This is a genomic window from Sphingobacterium sp. Lzh-3, from assembly GCF_046764375.1.
Classification (GTDB): Bacteria; Bacteroidota; Bacteroidia; order Sphingobacteriales; family Sphingobacteriaceae; genus Sphingobacterium.
In genome coordinates, this window is record NZ_CP177226.1 from 232,535 (window position 1) to 253,962 (window position 21,428).

At 41.3% G+C, this 21,428-nt stretch carries 18 protein-coding genes; 16 read left to right on the top strand and 2 right to left on the bottom strand.

Annotated elements, in window-relative coordinates; translation table 11 throughout:
• Positions 1-184 precede the first annotated feature (184 nt).
• The 5 genes from ACLCDV_RS00995 to ACLCDV_RS01015 are packed head-to-tail and all read left to right on the top strand — an operon-like array spanning position 185 to position 2,822.
• Positions 185-829, top strand: coding sequence for a DUF6266 family protein (locus ACLCDV_RS00995; protein ID WP_411972695.1), 645 nt, complete (start codon positions 185-187; stop codon positions 827-829).
• 42 nt (positions 830-871) lie between these two features.
• Positions 872-1,456, top strand: coding sequence for a DUF6266 family protein (locus ACLCDV_RS01000; protein WP_411972696.1), 585 nt, complete (start codon positions 872-874; stop codon positions 1,454-1,456).
• A 28-nt stretch (positions 1,457-1,484) separates the two neighbouring features.
• Complete coding sequence (locus ACLCDV_RS01005; RefSeq protein ID WP_317668823.1) at positions 1,485-1,871, top strand: hypothetical protein; 387 nt, start codon at positions 1,485-1,487, stop codon at positions 1,869-1,871.
• Entirely contained in the window at positions 1,790-2,350 is a 561-nt protein-coding gene (locus tag ACLCDV_RS01010) for a peptidoglycan-binding protein (RefSeq protein ID WP_411972697.1), read from the top strand. Before ACLCDV_RS01005 ends, ACLCDV_RS01010 begins: the two co-directional genes overlap by 82 nt.
• The gene (locus ACLCDV_RS01015; protein WP_411972698.1) at positions 2,325-2,822 is read left to right on the top strand and encodes a hypothetical protein; all 498 of its coding nucleotides are present in this window, start codon (positions 2,325-2,327) and stop codon (positions 2,820-2,822) included. The genes ACLCDV_RS01010 and ACLCDV_RS01015 overlap by 26 nt, the downstream gene beginning before the upstream one ends.
• An 84-nt stretch (positions 2,823-2,906) precedes the next feature.
• On the opposite strand, the gene gldM is transcribed toward ACLCDV_RS01015, so the two are convergent.
• Together gldM and gldL are read right to left on the bottom strand one after the other, a co-directional pair.
• Positions 2,907-4,442 carry a gliding motility protein GldM gene (gene gldM / locus ACLCDV_RS01020; RefSeq protein ID WP_317668821.1) on the bottom strand — a complete coding sequence of 512 codons (1,536 nt, stop codon included), beginning with the start codon at positions 4,440-4,442 and terminating at the stop codon, positions 2,907-2,909.
• 30 nt (positions 4,443-4,472) lie between these two features.
• Complete coding sequence (gldL, locus tag ACLCDV_RS01025) at positions 4,473-5,285, bottom strand: gliding motility protein GldL (RefSeq protein ID WP_411972699.1); 813 nt, start codon at positions 5,283-5,285, stop codon at positions 4,473-4,475.
• Between the two features lie 823 nt (positions 5,286-6,108).
• Here gldL and ACLCDV_RS01030 point away from each other — a divergent pair.
• The 11 genes from ACLCDV_RS01030 to ACLCDV_RS01080 all read left to right on the top strand — a co-directional run bounded on the left by ACLCDV_RS01030 (position 6,109) and on the right by ACLCDV_RS01080 (position 21,423).
• Entirely contained in the window at positions 6,109-7,194 is a 1,086-nt protein-coding gene (locus ACLCDV_RS01030) for a mechanosensitive ion channel family protein (protein ID WP_411972700.1), read from the top strand.
• 85 nt (positions 7,195-7,279) lie between these two features.
• Positions 7,280-8,350 carry an endonuclease/exonuclease/phosphatase family protein gene (locus ACLCDV_RS01035; protein WP_411972701.1) on the top strand — a complete coding sequence of 357 codons (1,071 nt, stop codon included), beginning with the start codon at positions 7,280-7,282 and terminating at the stop codon, positions 8,348-8,350.
• Between the two features lie 154 nt (positions 8,351-8,504).
• On the top strand, positions 8,505-9,293 hold the full coding sequence (locus ACLCDV_RS01040) for an HAEPLYID family protein (RefSeq protein ID WP_411972702.1): 789 nt from the start codon (positions 8,505-8,507) through the stop codon (positions 9,291-9,293).
• A 186-nt stretch (positions 9,294-9,479) separates the two neighbouring features.
• A complete protein-coding gene (locus tag ACLCDV_RS01045) occupies positions 9,480-12,452 on the top strand; it encodes a sensor histidine kinase (RefSeq protein ID WP_411972703.1) in 2,973 nt (990 codons plus the stop codon).
• Positions 12,453-12,457: 5 nt separating this feature from the next.
• The gene (locus ACLCDV_RS01050; protein WP_411972704.1) at positions 12,458-13,234 is read left to right on the top strand and encodes a hypothetical protein; all 777 of its coding nucleotides are present in this window, start codon (positions 12,458-12,460) and stop codon (positions 13,232-13,234) included.
• 17 nt (positions 13,235-13,251) lie between these two features.
• Entirely contained in the window at positions 13,252-13,905 is a 654-nt protein-coding gene (locus ACLCDV_RS01055) for a response regulator (RefSeq protein ID WP_411972705.1), read from the top strand.
• A 248-nt stretch (positions 13,906-14,153) separates the two neighbouring features.
• Entirely contained in the window at positions 14,154-14,888 is a 735-nt protein-coding gene (locus ACLCDV_RS01060) for a response regulator (protein ID WP_411972706.1), read from the top strand.
• Positions 14,889-14,914: 26 nt separating this feature from the next.
• Positions 14,915-15,931: a hypothetical protein gene (locus ACLCDV_RS01065; RefSeq protein WP_411972707.1), complete on the top strand. Its 1,017-nt coding sequence runs from the start codon at positions 14,915-14,917 to the stop codon at positions 15,929-15,931.
• Between the two features lie 4 nt (positions 15,932-15,935).
• The gene (locus tag ACLCDV_RS01070) at positions 15,936-17,018 is read left to right on the top strand and encodes a HEAT repeat domain-containing protein (protein WP_411972708.1); all 1,083 of its coding nucleotides are present in this window, start codon (positions 15,936-15,938) and stop codon (positions 17,016-17,018) included.
• A gap of 12 nt (positions 17,019-17,030) precedes the next feature.
• Entirely contained in the window at positions 17,031-18,539 is a 1,509-nt protein-coding gene (locus ACLCDV_RS01075; protein ID WP_288065902.1) for a glycosyltransferase family 2 protein, read from the top strand.
• A gap of 7 nt (positions 18,540-18,546) precedes the next feature.
• On the top strand, positions 18,547-21,423 hold the full coding sequence (locus tag ACLCDV_RS01080; protein WP_411972709.1) for a tetratricopeptide repeat protein: 2,877 nt from the start codon (positions 18,547-18,549) through the stop codon (positions 21,421-21,423).
• The last annotated feature ends 5 nt before the right edge of the window (positions 21,424-21,428 follow it).

The following is a 21,428-nucleotide window of genomic DNA, read 5'->3' on the forward strand; positions in this document are numbered from 1 at the left end:
GGGTTTTCTACTTATCGATTGGCGGCCTTCGGACAATTGATAGGTCATCAGCGGACAAGCGTCGGACAATCTTTTTTGTATTGTATTTTTCTGTTAATGAATGTTTTATGTTTGTTCTGTCAAGCGAAAATACCGGTATAAAAAATCTTGGCGATTTATTTTTTAATCCTTAAAATTTTTAAAAATGGGAACAATTGTAAATGGAGCAAATGGTGGCTTCAGTGGTAAGGCCGGCTCGGTGATCGGTGCCAGCTGGAAGAGTATCAATTATATCAGAGGGCTAGCTAAAAAAAGCAATAAGCCGTATACGGAAGCACAACTGATCGTACAGACGCGATTTAAGACGTTGATGCGTTTTCTGCTGCCGATCAATAATTTTCTAAAAATCGGTTTTGGCCAGAAAAAAGCAGATCGTCTTACCCCGCTCAACTATGCTTTTCAGCTCAATCAGGATCTGGCTATTCAGGGTGTCTATCCGGATCTGAGCTTGGACTATAGCAAGATCAGAATTGCGGACGGGCTCTACGGTGGTGGCGGAACGGTAGAAGCTGGTTTTAATGCGGATGAGATCACCGTGGCTTGGTCGACGGGCAATAACGATGTCTACGAAACACAGGGAGACGATCTCTTTTATGTGATCTGTTACCATCCGGCAAAGGATGAATTCATGACTTCGCCAACTTTGCCGAAAAGGCAAGATGGGGTGGTCACATTTGGAGTACCTGGGCACCTGTTGGGTGATGCTGTACATATCTGGTATTTTATGTCCGACCGGACAAAGACCAAAATCAGCAGAAGCAGTTATCTCGGTGAAATAATGCTCGCCTAAGATGTAGAAAATCACCAAGGGCAGGCCTGCCCTTGGTACATTTTGATATCGAGAAAAGGATATTATTCATTAATACAATTTCAGATGAAAAAAAGAAAAAGAAGTAAAACAATAGGTATGCTGCTGACGCAGCAAAAGTTTTATCTGGCCAGCCAATATCTCTTGCCACTGGCATCGATTATTAAGGAGGGATTTGCACAGTATGTACGCCGGGAAAAAGCAAAACATCTTTCTGCACGCAATCTGGCGATGGCGCATGCGGTCAAATATGCGGTCAAAGGTAAATACCCGAAGCAATATATTGATCCTGCGCTCATTCTGCTTTCCGATGGTTCCGTACAGGGGATAAGCGTAGAGAACATGGCGCTGGATGATAATGGATTGTGGCTGGACTTTGACGGTGGTGAGATTACGGCCATGAACCACGATGACGAGCTGCTGTTGGTGGCTTATGATCCGATTGCCGGGGTTGCTATCCGCAATGAGGGTTTGGTTACGCGCTCGAGTTCAGGCTTAAGACTCGAACTGCCTGATTACATGCAAAATGTCCGACTTGATGTCTTTATCTTGGTGCGCGACCGGAATCGAAACCGCTATTCGCGCAGTCAATATGCGGGAAACGTATAACAATTTTCTATCATTAAATTATATCACTATGAACAGTGTAGAAATAAAAGGACCATGGTATGGTCTAACACAAAAACTGCCAATCGAGCCCAAGTACTTGCTCGGTATTGTCAGCATATTATTGGTCATTATTTTCCTATTTGTTGGAAGTATCTTGCAGTTTTTCGACCCGGCATCAGCTGCGCTTGATCTGGGGGTACTGTCCCTGTTGTATTTTGGGCTAATGGCCGGAATGGTCTTTATCTGTTGCTGCACCTGGTTGCTGGAATACCTCTGGAGACCCTTCAAGTATTATAGACAGGATATTTATTATCACTTTAATCAATTAAACTCATGGCAACAATCCATTCTTTATTTCTCGGTCTTCTTTCTATTGCTCTTTGCATTTCTCCTGCTACTGGAAATGCTGTTTTAGACGGAAGGTGTAACAATGATTATGCTCGTGTGCGTAATACTGATCTGCTGAGACGGCAGATTGATGAAATCGCAGCAAATGAAATTGGCGTAAGGGAGACAGGGGGTGAAAATAAGGGCCCGGAGATTTCGAAGTACCTTGCTTATGTCGGCCTAGGTGATGGCTATGAATGGTGTGCCGCATTTGCCAGCTGGTGTTATGGTCAGGCTGGTCTTTCCATACCGCGCAGTTCATGGAGCCCCGCGCTCTTTCCCAAAGCGCGTCGCTATAGCAAAGCGCAGTTATTGGAAGGAGATGTGCGGCAAGCCGATTTGTTTGCGATCTATAGCTGCCAATTAAAACGGATCCATCATGTAGGCCTAGTTAAAGTTATAAAGGGATCCATGTTGATTTCGGTAGAAGGCAATAGCCATGACCGGGTAGAATCGCGGCGGCGGCCCCTTAAAACCATTTATGCCATTGCAAATTGGATCGATTGAGGAGGGCACTGTCATGAATAAATATCTAATTTCGGTTGTTGGAAACCTCCTGTTTTTCCTCTTCATCATCAGTACTGCTGTAGTCGTCAGTTGTAGCGTTTTCCGTGGAAAGCAGCAGCTGGAAGAAAATTCTACGCAGCGTTATAGTCAATATGAACATTGGGATCAGGCCTATCATCAGAAACAGCAGGATAGTTTATCTTCTTATTGGTATTTTAGTACGGATAGTCCATTGTGGTTTCACCCGGATAATGGAATATGGGCCAAGGGCGGAAGACTTTTCGCAGAGCAGTCGAACATAAAGCGAAAGGAAGAGAATTTGCAGCTTCAGCAGGCCAATAGAAAGGAGGCAAGCGCTTCGGATTCGCGTGTGGAGCGGGAAAATAAAGTCGTATCAACTGAGATCTTTGCTATAGGGGTCGTTATGCTAGCTGGTTTAGGTTATTGGATCTGGTGGCGGCGGAGGAAGTAGGTTTTTAAGGTGTGTCGTAGCTGAAAAAAGCCCTGCTCTTTCTGGGAGCAGGGCTTTTTATGTAGCAGATGTAGGTCAGTTATATTAATTTGCTGTTAAAGCAACTGCATTGAGTTGTCTGGAAGTCCCATCTGGGCCCACGGCAACAATATTGTCGAAGATAACGCGTGTGCCTGGTACAATACCATTAAGGGCTGAAGACATGGCCGAACTCAGCTGGCCTCCAGAAGTCGATAACACAATGGCATCCGCGCGTGGCTTAGCAATAATCATGGTAAATTTGGTGACCCTGAAGGTTGCATCAAAGTCAAAGTTATCCAGTTTTGCAAAAAGAGCATTCTGCGCTTTAAGTGCTACCGTAGCCATTGAACCACCTGTTTTACCGGCAAACTTGGCAATAGGATCCGGAATCCGTTTCACACGGAATTCTGTCGAACTCAGGGTCTGTGTTTTTCCAGGTGCTACCTCTGCGGATACTGAAATATGTGCTGTGCCTGGTGAACTTACCTTCACATTATATTTACCGCCACCAGCACTTGAAATACTACCGCCACTCATGCTGACACGGATTTTATCGGTAGATGTACCCGGAGCTGATACTGAAATAGGATTGTTGACACCGATATACAGTACATTCATTTTGTCTGGTGATACCACTGCCGAAGGACGAGCTACTTGGTAGGTCTGTACAGGGGTGCGATATTCTTTATAAGATCCGTCGGTTTGTTTTACTTTGATCACACCGGTCCAGGTATAGATACCTTCCCGACTGGTGTTGACCGAATAAACACCTTTTCCATCCACCACCTGAAGTGATGATCCATTAACAGAAATGGCCGGTTCAGATTTGGAATCAGATGCCGTCAGAAATACTTCGGCTTTATAGGGCTGTCCTTGCACCAAATAAGATGTAGGAGCTACAGCAACCGCTGCAAATTTATCGAGGTTCACCACGGCCTGATCCATTTTGCCTAAGATGAGCTTCACCACATCAGATTCTGCATTTTGTGCATCTGTCTGAATTTTGGTTAAAATAGTCATCGCTGCGGTCAAAGGTGTACCACTGCCGAAATTAATTTCTTCCCAGGATTTTTTACCGTTCACAGATTTCTCGGGATCTTTCGCCTCCAGAGAGAACGAAACCATTTTTTGTTCTTCAGGTGTAAGTAGGGCCAACAGTTTAGTACGTGTTGTATTGATTTTATCTTTTAAAATAGTTCCTTTTTTCTCATTGATCATCAGATTCGGTGAAATGTCTTCGTTTTCACGTTGGGCCAGATCGCCTTTTTCTTCATCGTATCCACCACCTTGTTTAACGAACTCTTCTTTTAAGGAACCTATATATTGATTGAGTTCTCCAATAATAGCCTGCGCTTTTTTTGCCTTGTCGTAGATCGGTTTGGCACGTGCGGGTTCTTCTTTTAATTTGGTGTTTTCGAACGCTGTGAACAGTTGTTGAACGGCTGTGCTGACATTCGATTTGGATGTTTCGAGACTGTTGTTGATATTTTTGAATGCATCCAAGATGGAATCCGGTACATTGAGCGCCAATAAGGCGAGCAAGACCAGATAGAGGATGCCAATCATCCTTTGTCTTGGAGTTTCTCTTCCTAATGCCATTTTTTTTGATTTAAGTGATACAAGAATTAATTACACACGCGGTTGATTCATCGCGCTCAACATATTGCCATAAATGGCATTTAAGGCATTGAGGTTTTTCGCTAGCTTGCCCACTTCATCTTTAAATGCTTTGGAATCATCCAGCGATTCGTTGAAGTTCTGCATGGTAAAGCTTAGGTTCTCATAAAACTTGTTCATCGATTGTAAATGTGAGGCCGAATCGCGTAATTCACGCTCGTACATTGCATTTAATTGACTTAGGTTGGTTGTTAGACTTTTTACCTGCTCGTGGTAGTTGGATGTATCACCGGAAGTATTTGACATGGCGACTAAGTTTTCAGACGCTTTTTCAAATGCGTTGCTTAGGTTGTCAAATTTTGAAGTTGCTGTTCGGAGCTTATTGGTGAATTCTTCTGTCGCAAGTGAAACATCTGAAAGCTTATTAATGGCGGATACTTTTTCACTAAAATCACGCAGGCCACGACCGAGATTTTCAATGCTTGCGGGCTCAATATTGGCATCGGCAAACATCTTATCCAAAGCGGCTGTGGCCGATGGACTTGTGGGTTGGGCAACAACAGCTTTTCCTCTTTGTGGTAGCTCACCATTAAAATTGTCGTCCAATTCAGGATAAACCCGGGTCCAGTCTGGTTCCGGTGCGGGCGGATTGAAACCCATTAAAAAGAAAAGGAAGGCTTCTACACCTAAACCGATTCCGATCATATAATTGGCTGTGGTGCCGCCGATATGTAGAATCTTAAATAGTACCCCGATGATGACGATACTCGCTCCCCAGGATATGGCCACATTCAGCCATCTAGAATTGTCTTTTTTCTTGCTCATTGTTATCTCTATGTTTTGGTTTAATTTTTCTTGGAAAGCTTGAAATTCCCACGCTTTGAACTTTATTATAAACGGTCAATATCTTTTTTATAGTATGTTTAAGTGAAGCACGCCATGTAAAGCTACCATCTGTTTGTAATTGGCTCTTTAGACTCAAAAAACATACCAAAAGGCTATTCATCACTACCAAAATATTTAGATACTGAGAATTTAAGTTGGGAATTGAGGGTCTTGGGGATATTTCTGGTAATCTGCTAGAGATTGATTGGATTTTATTGTAAAGGATGTTTAAAAAGCACCTTTTTTTATGTTTAAATATAAAATAAAAAAAAGGTTTCCATTCGGGGAGAATGAAAACCTTTAAATAACCAATTATAAACCTATTAAGGTGTTGTAAATATATGGTTTTTTTTGTTTTGTTTGCAATTTTAATCTGTTTTTTATCTGATTTTTTAAATTAAAGGTTGTTTTTGTTGATATTTTAATTCAATTTGTCTGTTGTTTTGCCTTTTATTATTAATATCCTGTTTTTTTTATCCAATATCCTGTTTATTTGTGATAAATAAGTGTTTTGTTTGATTTTTTTACTCATTTTTTATTGAATAAGGGTGTGTTTGTGTTGTTTTAATCGTATAGAAGGCGTAAAATTTTGTTTTAAATCCCATTTTTTGGATCGGTAAATGCTCGTCTAAGTTTAGCAATATGCGTAAAATTGTTCTTAGCTATCCTTTCCACCGATTTTTTCAAAATAAAACAAACGTTAGATCTTCATGGCAGTTATACTTTAATGAGATATAAGTCGTAAACAAAAAGAAATAACACTATGATGAACGAAACATTAATTCAACTTTCACAGAAGTGGCCCGCCTGGCTCTGGAATATTGCATTAATCCTATTTTCATTTTTGATCGGTATCCTGATTAAACTCATATTTATTCCTCTACTACGGCGTCAGGCCATCCAACAGGAATCCTACTCCCTTTTCCGTTCCTTTATCCGCCGTTTTAATCGTGTGCTGAGTGTGTTTATCCCATTAATTGTTTTCAATAGTCTACTGCCCTTTACACAATTTAACGAAAGGACCCTCCGCGTGGTGAGCAAAATCAATGAACTTTTATTGGTCAGTTTCTTTGCGGTTGTGCTGATACAGGGGATTAAGGTTTTTGAAGATTATCTCTACCATCGTTTTGATATCAATAAGGAGAATAACCTGCGCGAACGAAAGATTAGGACGCAAATTGTCTTTATCCGAAAAGTGGTGGTCACGCTGATTATTGTGATTTCTTTGGCAATTATCCTTTTAAGCTTTGATAGTATGCAAAAGATCGGCGCCGGTTTGCTCACGGGAGTGGGGGTTGGCGGTATTATCATTGGTTTTGCTGCACAGAAGTCATTGGGAAATCTCCTCGCTGGCTTTCAGATTGCTTTTACACAACCCATTCGTATGGATGACGTATTGGTTGTTGAAGGGGAATGGGGGCGTGTGGAGGAAATTAATCTAACTTATGTCGTGGTCAATATCTGGGACAAACGCCGTTTGGTATTGCCCATCACATATTTTATTGAAAAACCCTTCCAAAATTGGACGCGCACGACTTCTGAAATATTGGGTACTGTATTTATCTATACAGATTTTACCGTACCAGTCCAGCTACTGCGTGAGAAACTGACGGCATTACTCACCAGACATCCGCTTTGGGACGGTCAAGTAAACGTGCTTCAGGTGACTGATTTTAAAGAGCGCACCATGGAGATCCGCTGCTTGATGAGCTGCCGCAATTCGGGCCAGGCTTTTGACCTACGCTGTTATATTCGGGAACAAATGATTACATACATCCACACGAACTTCCCGAATGCATTGGCCAGAACACGGGTGGACTATCAGGAGGGCGAGCAAAAGGGTATGTAATAGCTGAGGAGCGCTTGATAAATGATGGGCTCTTGAAAATAAACGTAATTTGTTTAAGTTTGTTTAAAATGTTTGCGCGAACGATATGCTGATTTTCTATACAGTTTTCTCAGGATTATTAATTTTACTGAGTGTATTGCCCTTTGCCCAAAGCCAGCATTGGATTTTTCGGGTAGCTGAATTTGTGAAGTTGCAGCTGCTGGTATTTCAGGTGCCCGCATTGGCGATGGGTTTTTATCTCGTGGGGGATGATTCCTGGATATGGTGCTTGCAGGTAGTACAGTTGGCGCTGATTGTATACCATGCCTATATATTGATCCGCTATACCAAATTTTGGCGTCGTGAAAAATATGAAAAGGGCAAGGATGCTTCTGATAGTATCAAAGTGATCTCCTGTAATGTACTGCAATTTAATACGGCTTATGATCGCTTTATTGACCTGATTCAGAAAGAAAAACCGCATATTTTTTTGACCATGGAAAGCGATGCGGCATGGGAAGAAGCCTTACGTGTGCTGGAAAGTGATTATCCAAATTTTGAGAAGGTAACGCTCGACAATACCTACGGCATGCATTTTTATACCAATCTGAACATCAACAAATGTCAGGTGCATTATTTTGTGGCGGATGATATTCCAAGTATTGAAGCTGAACTGGAAACTGCCGATGGACATCGTTTTATCTTTTTTGCTGTTCATCCACCTCCACCGAGTCCGACCGAAGAGGAAACTTCCAAAGAAAGGGATGGCGATCTGCTCAGTGTCGCCAAACGGGTACGCGATTATAAAATGCCAGTGGTCGTTACTGGGGATTTTAACAATGTAGCCTGGGCCAAATCTTCGCTCTTGTTTAAAAAAACCAGCAAATTGATTGATGCACGTATTGGTCGGGGTATTCTTTCCACCTTTCATGCCAATTATTGGTTTTTCAGAGTTCCTTTGGATCTGCTGTTTCATAGTCCGACCGTATTTATCGATAAGTTGTTTATCTATCCTTCTGTTGGGTCCGACCATTTTCCGATGGGCTGTACATTCTTTATCGATCGCTACTCCGATGAGCAGGCGGAAGATATTGAACATTTGGAAGCCGGTGATATGGCGGATGTCAATGAGATGATTGCTGATGGAAAAGAGGAAGAAAGTGATAATCGGTGTTAGCGGTTAAGTCTCCCAACATTTTGTGTTGAATTATTTTACATTTAGTTTGGCTTAAGATTAGTATATCTTAAGGAATTATAAATTGGTATTCCTTCACTGAAGGAGGAAAAAAACATTCCCAAGTCTTTCCATATTTCACATCGAAGTTTGTGGTATGGAAAACAATAAACTTACTTTTCAATCCTTAAGGACATGGTTATTCCCATGTGCTATGTCTATTTCAATTGCAACTTTTGCGCAGGACAATAAATCGCTACCGGACAAAGTGCATCATGCCGAACCTTTATATAATGATCTGGTCCGGGATCTTGGCGCACGTAAAGGGGAGAAGGAATTTAATGTGGGTGCGGATATCAAAAAAATGCATTCCGCCGATGAGTATGGTTATTTAATGGAATATGAATTTGCGCCTATAGATCGATTGGGACTGGAAGCGGAGACAGATTTTGCGTATTCAAAAAGTCACATGACCAATGTATCCTCGAGCAATCAATTGGAACGATTGCGTTTATCTTCGCAATATTCTTTTTATGTTTCCAAAAAACAGGCAACAACTTTAGCTGTTGGATATACGCAGATCTTTAATTTTGTCGATGGGGGGACAGCTTTTAACCCATTCTTTATTGCCGCCAAAAACTTGAACAGCAATTGGCATGCATTGGTTTATACAGGACCAGAATTGGCGTATCATTATGCATCATCAAAAACGGATATGACCTGGCAAATGAATACCTCATTTCATTATACCATACCGCAGACAGACCACTTTATCGGAGTGGAGGTCAATCAGGAAATTTCTTCTGCGGGCATTGAGACTGTCCTGCACCCTCAGATCAAGCTGGGGCTTAGCAATCAATTGGCTATTGGTATGGCGGTTGGATTGCCAATTAGCGGGCATGCAAAAGCCCTTAGCTCATTTTGGCGGTTAATTTATCAGCTATAATATCGTATAATGTGTATGGCCTATGTTTTTTGAAACAGATGTATTCATTTGTGCCTGTATAGGGTAAATGAGGGGATCAGAAAAACTTTTTTTGTGAAATTGTGGCAACAATTAACTCGTTTTTTAACCTATAATTAGCTGTAAAATAATTATATTTGGTCATCCATATTATTGAATATTTCTACTGTGTTTTCAAGAACGCTTAAATTATTACTTTTAGGTATTGCTATTGTTTTGTCCTTTTCAAATCGGATATGGGCTTCAAATTATCATGAAATTCAAATAATCCCGGGTATAGATTCTTATCATACCAATATAGAGTCGGCAACAAAGGATAGTCAGGGTTTTATTTGGTTTATAGCAGGAAGTCTGTTATATCGCTATGACGGCATTTCGATCAAACCTTTCCATGAATTGTATAAAGGCCCGCTATATTTTACTGAAGTAAATAAACTGATGGCGGACAGACAAGGTCGTTTGTGGCTCGAAACGAGAAATGGTTTATTGATTTTTGATACCCAAAAGTGGAAATTTATAAAAGATGCAGAATTTGCTAAAGGTCTCTGGGGGGAAGATGTGATCGCCATGTTTGACCAACAGGACAAACAATATATTGCAACAAAATCTGGAATATTATGGCAGATAAATGGGACGAAAAAGAGAGAACTACTGAAGTTTAATCGAACAATAAATGAGCTTCGACGTCCGCTAGGCAAGCGTTTGATCGCGGATAAGGACCGCCTTTGGTTTGCCTATAACGAGCAGCTGTTTTTTATGGATTTAAACTCGGGGCATATTCAGCGATTTAGTATACCAAAAAATATTTATCGGCAATTGGATGATATCTTTTTGCTTAACAAAGGGCTGCTATTGCGTAACTATGGACTTGGTTACCTGACCTTCGACGGTGCTCGTTTTAAAAAAGTCAGTCCAAAGGGACTATCTCTGGGAGACATGCGGGATTGGGGGCATTGGTCTTTTGCCGAAGGAAATAAGATTGTCTTTCTTTTTGAAGATAGCCGCTATTTCGAATTTGAGGCGGATTTGAAAATGACGCCACTTTCGGCCGATAAACATTATATCAGTAGGGAACTATTGAAAAGCAAATTAAACCAAATCGTCTTTAATGCAAATGAAGGTCTTTGTGCAACGGAAAAAGGATTATATAGTCTTTCCAAAACGGACTTCGATATTCAATACTGGAATACAGGGACCGCCAGGGCGATTACAAAACAGCAGCGCATGTATTACGTCGGCGGATATGCGCCATTAAAGTCTTTTCTACCTTATAATCCTTCCATTAAGGCGGTGGCGCCATTAAACAATTATTATGCATTCCTTACAATTAACCAGGACTCTTCACTGGTAGGGCTTGAAAGTGATTTTTTAGGGCTTTTAGTCAATGGACAGTTTAATCGGGTTCCTTATTACAAACGTAAAGGAATACGTGAAGAACTGTCGCCCATGGTATTTAGTCTATGTCATTATCGGGACAACCAATATTTAATTGGTACTTATAGCGGTATTTGGATTTATGATCTGCAGACAAAAGAGGTGGTTCCATTACGGGATAAAAATGGTCTCGCCGTGGGCATCGGGCAACGGATAAATGCTGTGCAATGGAGAAATGAAACGCTATCTTTTTCTTCCGAAAACGGTTACTTTGAGCTAACGGCAGGCCATCTACAGAAAGTTTTTCCTCAAAATGGAGAGAAGCTTAATGTATTTGCACATACGTTTAGAGATAATAAAATCTATTTGGCGACAAAAGGTAAAGGGCTGATTGTCATTGAAGCTAAAAACGGCAAAATTTTAAATTATTCGCTTGAAAATGGATTGGCGAGTAATATTGTCTATAGTATGGCATGGGTCAACAATCTATTGTTTTTAGGAACATTTAAAGGATTGTCTGTTTGGGATGGGAAAACGTTTTACAGCGCTTATAGCATGCAAGGCCTACCTTTTGAGGAATTTAATCAGCCATCAATATACTATGATCAGTCTACAAAACAGCTATTGATGGGAGGGGTGCTGGGCTGTTTTGCAATTAACCCACAAAATTTTCTGGCTAGTCTGAAACGACAGGAGGTGCCTCAACCTGTGCTAGCTTCAGTGATTGTTGGTAACAGTGCAAGCAACATTACAAGATCTTACACGCCATCCGCAGCACAAGATACAATTCTGCTCGATGAACAATCCGTATTTGTTAATTTGAAACTGGCAAAAATTGATGGTTATAGGAATAATTATAAGACTTATTTTCGTTTGCGTCCCGTAGTAAAGACCTTTCAGGAGTTAACCACTTCTGGGCAGATTAATCTGTCGGATTTGAAGACTGGTGAATATGAGGTTGAAGTTAAAACAGTAAGCGATAATGGTTTATCTGCTAAAACGAGAAGATGGTTGCTCTACAAAAAACCACGCTTTTATGAAACGCAGATCTTTTATGTTTTCTTAACATTTGCAACAGGTGTTATCATATACATTCTTACGATTGCGCGATCTTCTCAGCTCAAACGTGATAAAAAGTTACGGTTGGAGCTTTCACGCGATCTACATGATGAAGTTGGGGGGCTTCTGACGGGTATCGCCATGCAGACCGACCTGCTTTCCATGAGTCAGCAATATTCTTTCGCCAATAAATCATTGGATAAAATATCGGGTTATAGTCGCGAAGCAGTGCAGACGATGGATGATATTATCTGGGCAATTGACTCCCGCAACAACAGCCAGGGGAGTTTAGAGGATAGAATGAAATTTCTGACCGAGCAGTTATTAACTTCGCAAGACATTGAAGTTGTCTTCGATACTGAAATCCATACAGCCCGCCAGCTGCCTCAGTATATTCGTCAAAATGTATACCTTATTTTTAAAGAAGCCTTGCATAATATCTGCAAACATAGCGCATCCTCAGAAGTACGGATATTCTTGCAGATCGATCACAATATGCTCGATCTTGAAATCTCAAATACACTTGTCGATTTAAATAGGGATGATCATGGTAAGAAAAACTTCCGAAAAGGCCAAGGAACGACCAACATGGAACGCCGTGCTGAATCAATTGGAGCAAAAGTGACAATTGTGAAATCTCCAAACACCTATACGGTACATTTAACAGCTAATCTTAAATTTCGTAAACTTCTGTTCGACCTATTCTGACCCCTATGGCACATGCAAATACACAATTTTGGATAAGTATAAGCTTTGCACTGATCGGCGGAGTAATTTGTATGATAGGATTGCTTATGCGTGTTTTACTCTACTACATCAATAAGGATCGAAGCAACATACTGCTCTGTATTGGCGTTATAGCGCTTATTTGGCATGTTTTTATTTACTGCATGATTTATACAGGCGAAATCCAGTACTACCCACGGATATATAATAAAGGTATTCCTTTTTATTACCTTGTTGCTCCGTGTTTTTATTTTTATGTCAGACTAAAATTGAGACCCCATGCGCCGTTGCCAAAGTATTGGTGGTTAAATCTCATTCCCTTTTTCTTTGGGCTAATCGATGTGATTCCCTATGCTATTGCTCCGCTGGAACAACAGAAAGAATTGCTGCGCCTTCTTGTCGAGGATGTACCTATGGGATTTAGGCACAACTTCGGTTTTGTGGACCAACAATTACATTATATTCTGCGCTTTTCGCTGGCGATCTGTTATGCAATAGGCCAATGGAGAATGCTTTACGTAACCGATGGAATAGACAAGAATGTAAAAAAGGATGTCTTGCTGTTTAATAATATCTATACAGCTTACTTGGTGTTGCAGTGTAGCATGGTCGTCGCTATTGTTTTTAATACGATACAAGAAGCTTACATCCTTAAAAGCTTGGATAAATTGGTCTGGGTAAGTTTGTGCTATCTGATGTTTAGTGTATGGTTTGTGTTCGATACCATTAGAAAAGTCATATTAGCAAGAAAATCAAACGTTTAAATTGAAATTATTCGTATATGCCAAATACAAAAAAATATAAACTCGCTATTGTAGAGGATCGCATGCCGGTTTTGGAGTCGTTGAAAGCTTATTTTGAAAACGTGACTCAATTTGATCTGGTTGCCGTTGCTCAGGATTTTGATGAGCTGCTTTCTTTACGATGGAAGCCCGAATCACTGGATCTTCTGCTTTGTGATATAGGTTTGCCTAAAAAGAATGGAATAGAAATCACTTGGTTTATAAAGAGAAAATATCCACATATTCAGATCGTCATGTTTACGGTATTCGACGACAAAGATCATGTTTTTCAGGCACTATGTGCCGGTGCTTCAGGTTACTTACTCAAAAGTACGCCCTTGCCTCAGATGCATCAATTACTCGTTGAGGTCATGAAAGGTGGTTCTGTTATGAGTCCGCAAGTTGCACGTTTGGTTATTGCTCATTTCAATCCGGCTCTGAACCAAAAAAGTGATTATAAACAGACGGAACAACTCACACCTCGCGAGATTGAAATTGTATCCTTACTCCAACAGGGATATTCTTACAAGAAAGTTGCAGAAACTGCTTTTATTAGCATTGATACAGTTAAGTTTCATATTCGCAATATTTATGGCAAATTGCAAATTAATAGCAGAGCCGAACTGATGTTAAAGTACAATAAGCCTGTTTAATTATCTGTTAATTCTATTTTGACTTACATGGACTTTCCTCTCATGAATCGAAAGATTTGTTAATCCATCGGTAATAGAATCGTGATCGATTCTCATCTTCTAAAAGAAGATTCTAGCTAATCGATAATTGCATGTTCAATAGTTAATTTTTTTTGAAAAACCACCCTTTGGGGTGGGTAAAACCTCTGTGCTGATTTTTAAGTTTGTGAGGCCATTTCTAGAATATCTTAATCTATTTAAATAAAAGTATGCAAACCGATAATCTCAAATCTGATCATTCAAAGGTGTTTTCTGTATTGCATGCAGATAGTGATCTGCTGATGCGAAAAATAATAGCCAATGTTTTTTCCAATACGGCCTTTCAGCTAGATTCTGCTGCGAATGGTAGAGAGGCTTTCGCTCTTTTAGAGGCAAAGGGCTATCAATACGATATCGTAATTACTGAAATGCATATGCAATATGCGAATGGTTATGAGATTGTCAATAAGGTCATGAAGGAATCCCCGAATACAAGAACGATTATTACCTCCAATATGAGTTATCTGCATATCCGCGAGGGACTGGAAATTATTCGCGAAGACTGTTTTAAAAAGCCGCTTGTGGTAGGAAAATTACTGGAAAGGGTTAAATGTATTGTGGGGCAGGGGGATAACTTTGCAGATCAAGGAGACCGGCAAGTGCCAGATCTGCCCGTGCCGTTCGAAAACCATAACCAAAGCCTGCCCTTGAAAATTGATCTCAATGTACCGGATGATTTGTCCCTGGAGTTGTTGCAGGAAGATCTGTCTGAACAGGTCGTGTATACATCCAACGAGGATGAATTTACAGCTGTTGTTCAGGAGTCGGCGATAAACGAGCTTGCAGTGGCTGAATTTGTTGCTCAGGAAGAAACGTTGTCTATCGATGTTATGGCTGTAATCGAGGATGTGCTGACTGCTCCCAAACAGAAAACAGCAGTAATTTCCGGCAACCGCTGGTGGTAATTAATCAATAGACAGTTAAAAATAATATGTATACGATACAATCATTTTCAAGCCTGATGCAGGCAAGTAATGCGCCTTTGGTCAATACGGCAAGTTCACTTCTCAACGGACTGAAGATTCGTTTAGGCCAACAATGGTATATCTGTGGTAAGCTTGCTCTTAACGAAGGAAGTAGCCCGAGGAGGCCACTGAATGCCTCCCCTGAGACATTAGAATGCCAGTTACTGTTTAAAGCGGCCTTATTGGTGTCGGGCCTGGATGCAGAGCTTCCTTTGGTAGTTACGATAGGCTTACCCAATAGTACTTATCGGCTCTATAAGGATAAAGCGGAACAGGCACTTAGGGGCAGACATATGATCGAATCTGATCCCGCTGTATATGGTGAGGATGGAGTAGGAATTGTCCCCGTAAATGTTGCACAGGTAGAGGTATTGCCCGAAATCGTGAGCTGTATGATTGCTTTGCGAAAAGGAGAAAATAAGGAACATGGCGCGTTTTTCGTTTTTAGTTTCGGTTTTGGAACCTTGGAAACGGGCCTCAGTACAGACGAAGGCATCATTGAGAACGCGATGGGCAGTGCACCTGGTTTACACTATGCTGTTCATATATTGCGGGAGCAGCTGCAGGCCGCTCATGATCTCTCTTTTCAGAGCATGCAGCAACTTGATGAGGCCTTTCGTAATGGCTATATCTATAGCAACCGGAAAAAGATAGACCTGATTGAGCTCCGTAAGCGGGCTTTGCAAACCTATTATTCGGAAATTGTATCGCCGCTCTTAAGCGGAATTGTAAATGACCGAAACTTATCCAAAACAAACCGGATGTTTATATGTGGAGGTGGAGCTTATTATGGGGATCTCGTGGATTGCGTCCTTGAAGAGTTTGGCGATATTGCTGATATCCAGATTGTCAGTCAGCCAGATACGCTAGCGGTAAAAGGCTATCTCCTAAACTCACTGCGTTTCATTCATGACGAACCTAAGGCGCCCTTGGGTATAGATATTGGCAATATACAGACGCGGGTCGCAGTTGTCGAAAATTAATGATATGACAGTAGATCAAACTTTTATATTCATTATTCAGTGTATTGTGGCCACTTCATTGCTAGCAACTTTTGTTGCATATGGCATCATAACTACACTGCGTATTCGAACAGATCGATCAAGGCGTCGACAGATCAAACTGGATCAGTTGATCGAAGAAAGAATACTTCCTCAGTTTATTGAAGAAGAAATGGGGAATGAAGATAGCCACGTTATCATAGACCAGTCTGTCTTGGACGAATTGGCACTCATGGATAAACGTAATCGACAGACATTGATCGATACACTAATACGTCTTCGCTGGCATGTGGCTGGTACAAATGCACTCTTCCTTCATCGTATTTATGTGCTGCTCGGCCTAAATTTAGATTCTTTGCAAAAAATGAAATCCCGTAACTGGTACCGCAATGTGCAGGGGCTACATGAACTCACCTTGATGGATTATGCTATTTCAGATATAGACATCCTGCGATTTAATTTGAGTGAGGTCTCTGAATTGCGTTCTGCAGCTCGAAGCGCTTTCATGCGCTTTAGTAAAAATGAGCCTTTTCGTTTTTTTGATGAAGTGCGAGATCCATTGAGTATATGGGAATTAATAGGTTTTTTTCGGATTCTCGAGCAATCAAGAGATACCGTCAAATCAAATTTTGCCAACTGGATACGCTATTCACGCAATAAGACTGTTGTTATATGCTGTATGAAGCTGGCTGCACACGAGCAGAGTATGGAAGCTATCGATAGCATTGAAGGATTACTTAATGTGAACGATCATGGCCTGCGTTCTCATGCTATTAACGCGCTGGGGCATCTAAAGGCAGTACATACCCAGGATGCGCTCATTAAAATGTACCCCAATCAACCGGTGGACTGCCAATGTGAAATACTCTTTTCCTTGGGGATGTTTCGGACAGCCAGGGCAGTTGAGTTCCTGAAAGATCAATTCCAGTCTGCTTTTGATTTTGAAATTGAAAATCATGTGGCTTCCATATTAGCCAGACTGGTGCGCAATGATCAATTGAAATGGAGCCCTTCGGGTCTCGCTCCACGTAAACAGCGCATTTTGAATTATTACCTGCATGAACAATAACCATATTTAGCCATGATCCAAGATATAATTGATGTTTTCCAACTTTTTATTTTTTCCTATAGTAGTCTGACCATGGTGATTTACGTCATCATGGCAGTACTCTCTTACAAAGGAATTATGCTGTATCTCCGAAAGAACAGAGAACATTATACACAGAACGTTATCTCAAGTCCGCTTTCACCGGGTATATCGGTCATTGCACCGGCTTATAACGAAGGGCTGACGATCATCGATAATGTTTATGCGCTAATGCACCTTAATTATCCTTTATATGAGGTTATTATCGTTAACGACGGTAGCACGGATGACACACTTGAAAAACTGGTCGTTCATTTTGACCTAAAAGAGGTGGATTTGCCCTATAATGAAAAGATAAAAACAAAAACTGTTAAAAGATTTTTCCGATCCAGTGACAAAGCCTATGACAAGCTGCTTGTTATTGATAAGGAAAACGGAAAAGGAAAAGCTGATGCATCAAATGCGGGTATCAACGCTTCAAAATTTGACTACTTTCTCTGCACCGATGTAGACTGTATTTTACATGAAGATACTTTATCTCGATTAATGCGGCCTATTCTCGATGAGAAAAACAAAAGTAGACTAAAAGATATACAGGTGATACCGGATACCGGGTACATCCATGTCGAAAATAACCAGCGGCGCGTGATTGCCGTGGGAGCCCCTTTACGGATGATTAATTCATCGGAAGTAGATAACGGTGTAATTACGCGCTTTAAGCCTCCGCACAAGGTACTTCCTCGCTTTCAGGAGCTTGAATATATCCGGGCATATCTGCTTTCAAAGATGGCGTGGAGTGCAGTCAACTGTGTGCCCAATGTGTCGGGAGGGCTTGGTCTATTTGATAAGCATATTGCCGTTAAAGTAGGGGGGTATGACCCACGCTCGTTTGCCGAGGATATTGATATGGTTACGCGTATGAGCGTATACATGATACAGAATAACCATAAATACGCGATACGCTATATTCCTGTATCCTTGTGCTGGACTGAGGGGCCGCAGACATTAACTGTCTTTAGTAGGCAGCGCGTTCGCTGGTCGAGAGGCCTGATTCAGATTATGCTACTACATCGCCATGTATTATTCAATTTTAAGTTTAAACGTTTGGGGCTCGTTGTTTTTCCTTACAACTTTCTTTTTGAGTTTCTGGCACCTATTTTCGAAGTGCTCGGCTTGCTCTTTTATATATACCTGATTATCATTGGTGCAATAAACTGGGAGAACACCTTTACATTGCTCGCTTTTCTGTACATGTTTTCCGTTATGATTAGTTCAATAGCCGTGTTATGGGATCAACTAACAGAGCGTCACTATCGCAAGACAAGTGAAGTTATCGGGCTCTGTCTCACAGCATTTGCCGAACCTTTTATCTATCACCCATTAATTGTGTTTTTTAGTATCAAAGGTTATGTACAGTCCATCTTCAGGCAGAAGCTCGTATGGGGTAATATGCAACGTAAAGGCTTTGCCTCTCAAAAATCTACCGTTAAAAATCAAGCATAACGCAATCATGAAGTTCCTCTATTTTAGTATACTTTTCTTCCTTTATACAATCAGCTCAGGCACATTGCACGCACAAACCTGGAGTTCGGTACGTGCAGAAAAATTGTATCAGCAAGCTGTTCTTGAAATAAAATCTTCACAACAAGCGAAAGCCTTGAAGTCTTTGGAAGAAGCTGTTAAACTCAATCCCGCACATATCGATGCACAGGTGCAATTGGCAAAGATTTATATGGCATTGAGGCGCTACGATCAGTCTATCGCAACCTCGCAATTGGTGCTTCGCTCTGCTCCGGAGTATGAAGATGTATACTACTACATCATTGGATCTTACCTTTCCAAAAATAGACCAGCAGATGCGCTGCGATATACGGAAATGGCACTCAGCCGATTTAAAACCAATAAAGACTTCGGAATAAAGAAGTTAAATGTCCTTGATATGTTAAAACGGTACCAAGATGGTGATGCTTGGGGGCAGATGTTACTTAGCCGTTTTCCAACGGATGGAAGCGTGCGCATGGCTATTGCAGGCCATTATGAGGCTAAAGCGGATTGGTATAAACAGAATAAAATGGAGAACCTGGCAACCTCCTACTACGAAAAAGCGCTGGAACTTGCCCCAAAAAATAAAGATCTGGTTGAAAAGATGAATACGATCGTTTCTCAAGGGGGAGATTATGATGCCCGTATTGCCAAAACAAATGCAATTTTAAATAGCGATAGTAAATCCTACACCGCATTATATCAAAAAATGAGCCTATTGCAGGAGGCCAATCGCTATGCTGAAGCATTGGAGGTTTTGCGGTTGATCTTGCGCTATTATCCTAAGGATAAAAAGGCACTTGAATTAAATAGCTCATTGCGGAAAGAGGCTGCCGGTTACTACCAAAATACAGATACCTATTCATTATACCAGTCAATTTTGGACCAAAATCCTGGAGATCGTGAAGCACTCGATAAAGTGATCGGAATAGCTGCATCAAGGGGGGAAACAGTTCAGGCCCTTTATTGGGTTGATCGTGCATTGCAACGGAATGGTGCCGATCGAATTTTGCTGCGTAAAAAAATGGATTTTGAATTTCAGCTACGCAGATATCAGACTGCTGCCGATATCGCCATTAAACTTTATAGTACTAATAACGATAGAGCGTTCAGGTCGGAAGCACTACAGCTTGTAAATGCTTGCGGTAATTACTACTTACAGCAACAACTTCCGGATAGTGCCTTACTATATTATGATCAGGTGCTGAGATTGGAGTCTAAAAATCTTCCCGCATGGCAAGGACGCATTTCAAGTTTCCTGCTGCAAAATAACCTTACTGTAGCACTGCGTGAGCTCGATCATGCGATAGCATATTTTCCTGAGGATATAGATTTACAACTTAAAAAAGCGGGTTTTCTCGCTCAGGCTGGTAAAATACAGCAGGCCGTAATTCTCAGTGGGCAGCTTTACAGCCGTTATCCGGATAACCCTAAAGTCAGATCCTTGTATGTAGAGCAAAAGCTTGCGGCTGCAAATGCCTGTATTCTTGTAGAAGAATATGAGGAAGCAGAAGTCCACCTCAAAGCGCTGCTTCGGGAAGAACCGGATCATAAAGATGCGTTAAACTACTTGTCAAACATTCTGGATCTACAAAGACGTTATAGTGAAGCGTTGCAGATTACCCAACAGGCGCTAGTTAGCTATCCGGGAGATCGTGAATTTATACAGAAGAAAGCGTCCATTCTTCACAACAGTTCACAATATATTGCAGCGGCCCAAGTCGCAACGAGTTTGCGAGATGAATATCCTTATAATCCGAAGTATAGAACGATGGTTCAGGATGCTTGGCGGGCCGCTGGTTTGGGCTATCAAAAAAGGCAGTTGCTGGATAGCGCCCTTTATTGTTTTGACCGTGTACTTGAAGGAAATACTGCTGATTCGTTGGCGCACTTAAACAAGGTCAATCTCCTCATGATGAAGCATGACTTTAATCAGGCTTTAAAAAGTGTCGATATAGCCCTGCAGCAATATGAATATGCTGAACCGCTGTTATTAAGAAAAGTAATCGTGCTCGATAGTCTGGAGCAATATACGGAAGCCGCCAATTATGCGGATACGCTTTCCAAACGCTTCGATCAGCGTAAACATCGAGAATATGCATCGTTTTTACGCAGCAAGACCATGCAACATGCTTTTGGACTATCCTTGCTCAATAGCACATTTTCTGGGGTGGACGATGCCGAGGCCCCGCCTGCTTATCGGATAGCGACGCTGTATTACACACGTCGGTTATCGCCAAAGGTAAGTTACGGTGCCCAATTGTTATTTACTGGAAGGCAGTCGGGAACGGGTATTATGGGCGAGGCTGATTTGACCTATAAGCCAACTAAATTACTTTACTGGAATGCTGCTATTGGGGTGTCAAACAATGTGTTGCTTCCTAAATATCGGTTGTCTTATTCATTATATCGACAATTGGGAAAAGGGTTTGAAGGTGAAATTGGCGGGCGTTTTCTGGAAGTGGTGGGCGTTAAAGCGCTATCCTTAGTCGCAGGAGCAAGTAAAAGCTTCGATCCCTTTGTCCTGAATGCCCGACTGTTCGCAATCCGTGAGCAGCAGGATCTCTATTTCGCATTTCAGGCGGGAGCAAAATATGAACTTACTGAGGCAGATTTGCTACAAGCGAGTTTCGGCCTGGGAACGTCGCCTGATGACAGAAGTCGGCTTATACTTTTACCTGAATTAGGCGGTGTTATGAGCCGGAGTGTTGGAGCAGGTTATAGACGGACAATAAATTATCGGACATCGATCGGACTGAACGGGAATTACACGAGCCAAAAAATTGGTACGGCGACATTCCGTAATCAATATGATTTATTGCTCGCCCTACAAGTAAAATTTTAAACATA

Excerpts from the sequence above, each read along its gene's own strand:
- ACLCDV_RS01030 (WP_411972700.1), top strand. The coding sequence starts at position 6,109 with ATGATGAACGAAACATTAATTCAACTTTCACAGAAGTGGCCCGCCTGG.
- gldM (WP_317668821.1), bottom strand. The coding sequence starts at position 4,442 with ATGGCATTAGGAAGAGAAACTCCAAGACAAAGGATGATTGGCATCCTC.
- ACLCDV_RS01005 (WP_317668823.1), top strand. The coding sequence starts at position 1,485 with ATGAACAGTGTAGAAATAAAAGGACCATGGTATGGTCTAACACAAAAA.
- ACLCDV_RS00995 (WP_411972695.1), top strand. The coding sequence starts at position 185 with ATGGGAACAATTGTAAATGGAGCAAATGGTGGCTTCAGTGGTAAGGCC.
- ACLCDV_RS01015 (WP_411972698.1), top strand. The coding sequence starts at position 2,325 with ATGCCATTGCAAATTGGATCGATTGAGGAGGGCACTGTCATGAATAAA.
- ACLCDV_RS01080 (WP_411972709.1), top strand. The coding sequence starts at position 18,547 with ATGAAGTTCCTCTATTTTAGTATACTTTTCTTCCTTTATACAATCAGC.
- ACLCDV_RS01040 (WP_411972702.1), top strand. The coding sequence starts at position 8,505 with ATGGAAAACAATAAACTTACTTTTCAATCCTTAAGGACATGGTTATTC.
- ACLCDV_RS01050 (WP_411972704.1), top strand. The coding sequence starts at position 12,458 with ATGGCACATGCAAATACACAATTTTGGATAAGTATAAGCTTTGCACTG.
- gldL (WP_411972699.1), bottom strand. The coding sequence starts at position 5,285 with ATGAGCAAGAAAAAAGACAATTCTAGATGGCTGAATGTGGCCATATCC.
- ACLCDV_RS01055 (WP_411972705.1), top strand. The coding sequence starts at position 13,252 with ATGCCAAATACAAAAAAATATAAACTCGCTATTGTAGAGGATCGCATG.
- ACLCDV_RS01060 (WP_411972706.1), top strand. The coding sequence starts at position 14,154 with ATGCAAACCGATAATCTCAAATCTGATCATTCAAAGGTGTTTTCTGTA.
- ACLCDV_RS01070 (WP_411972708.1), top strand. The coding sequence starts at position 15,936 with ATGACAGTAGATCAAACTTTTATATTCATTATTCAGTGTATTGTGGCC.
- ACLCDV_RS01065 (WP_411972707.1), top strand. The coding sequence starts at position 14,915 with ATGTATACGATACAATCATTTTCAAGCCTGATGCAGGCAAGTAATGCG.
- ACLCDV_RS01035 (WP_411972701.1), top strand. The coding sequence starts at position 7,280 with ATGCTGATTTTCTATACAGTTTTCTCAGGATTATTAATTTTACTGAGT.
- ACLCDV_RS01075 (WP_288065902.1), top strand. The coding sequence starts at position 17,031 with ATGATCCAAGATATAATTGATGTTTTCCAACTTTTTATTTTTTCCTAT.
- ACLCDV_RS01010 (WP_411972697.1), top strand. The coding sequence starts at position 1,790 with ATGGCAACAATCCATTCTTTATTTCTCGGTCTTCTTTCTATTGCTCTT.